A 1,429-nucleotide genomic window follows, 5' to 3' on the forward strand; every position below is an offset into this window, starting at 1 on the left:
GCGTATCCACAAGGTGGAGGTCGGAAAAAGCTCCTATGCTGGGTCTGGTGCCCGAATGGAATAAATAATCTCCGACTCTGCATTATTGGTGTTTGTTCATTCCAAAACTTAGATGCATTTTTTCAACTACTTTGAAATAGCTTAAACTGCCTGCAATTCTTTCATTTGAGTTAAACCTTGTAATAGCTTGCTACCTTCAAATTCACATTGTTTTCTGCCAATCACAAACAGTACACGTAGTAATTTGCCGCACATTGCAATCAATGACTGTTGTTTCTTCAACGGGTTGACGGATCGGGTCGTGTAATATCTGTGCAGGGTCTTGAACGTCGAGTTACTGGCTACTAATGGCCTAACGGCCAGATATAAAGCTTTTCTCAGCTTTTTCCGCCCTCGTTTTGTTATCCTTGTTTGTCCCTTGAACTTCCCTGAACTATGTTCTCGTAACGACAAACCTGCCATATTGACCAGCTGTTGTGGATGGTCATATTTTTTGAGGTCTCCGACCTCAGAGAGAAAGGTGGCTATGGTGATTGACCCCAGCCCTTTAATATTCATCATTTCCTGGGCGCCTGGAATGTCTTTCATGAGATCTGTAATTTCCATGTCCAGTTCGGTTAATTGGCTCTGATAGAGCTCGTATTGGTCTAAGAGACTGTGTATTTCTTTTCTTGCGAAACGCAATCCAACTTCAATGCCGACACTCTTCCTTGCCTTCTCAATGAACTGAGTTGCACGCTTGATTCCGACGCCTCGCTTAATTGTCGTTTTCCATTGTGCTAATACTTCCTCCGGAGTCACGCCTCGGAGGTCGGATGGAAACGGAAAGTTACGTAAGCTGAATAAAGCTGTCTTGCCTTCCCAGTCTTTGAATACATCATTAAACTCTGGGAAATATCGCTGAATATGGTTTTGAATGCGTCCTTCAATGATAATCAGCTGTTTGACGAGTTGATCTCGTAATTTGATCCCTTCCCGCAGTTCGGCATAAATGCCATCGAGAAGATTTGGTACGGAGTATCGTCCGTCTTTTATCAGCTGTGCAATGACACGCGCATCCTTGGTGTCATTTTTCGTTGGTGAGTTATCATCGAGTTCTTTGGACTTTTTCACGTGCATAGGGTTTACCAGCACAAAGTTAATATCTTTTGCTTTCAGATAATAAGCAAGGCTCAGCCAAAAGTGTCCTGTTGGCTCTGCACCGATGATTAATTCACTTTTACGGTGTTCTTTTTGAAGTCTGGAGACCCAGTTTAAAAGCTGTTCAAAGCCATGAACGCGATTGTCGAAGATCAGTCGTTTTCCAAATTCAAACCCTCGGTCATCCTGCGCACGTGCCACGTGTTTGTTTTTAGCGATGTCGATTCCTACAATTAATGTTTCTGGTGTGATTTGCGATAGTTTGTGATTTTGATTATAATTCATAGTG

General features: G+C 42.8%; 1 protein-coding gene. It reads right to left on the reverse strand.

Annotated features, from left to right (window positions below; translation table 11 throughout):
* Positions 1 to 141: 141 nt before the first annotated feature.
* Positions 142 to 1,425, reverse strand: a complete 1,284-nt coding sequence (locus tag JUJ52_RS22980) for an IS110 family RNA-guided transposase (RefSeq protein ID WP_121604937.1) — start codon at positions 1,423 to 1,425, stop codon at positions 142 to 144.
* Between the last annotated feature and the right edge of the window lie 4 nt (positions 1,426 to 1,429).

It is taken from the genome of Virgibacillus sp. AGTR, from assembly GCF_016919725.2.
GTDB classification, from domain to species: Bacteria; Bacillota; Bacilli; order Bacillales; family Amphibacillaceae; genus Virgibacillus; species Virgibacillus salarius.

Excerpts from the sequence above, each read along its gene's own strand:
- JUJ52_RS22980 (WP_121604937.1), bottom strand. The coding sequence starts at position 1,425 with ATGAATTATAATCAAAATCACAAACTATCGCAAATCACACCAGAAACA.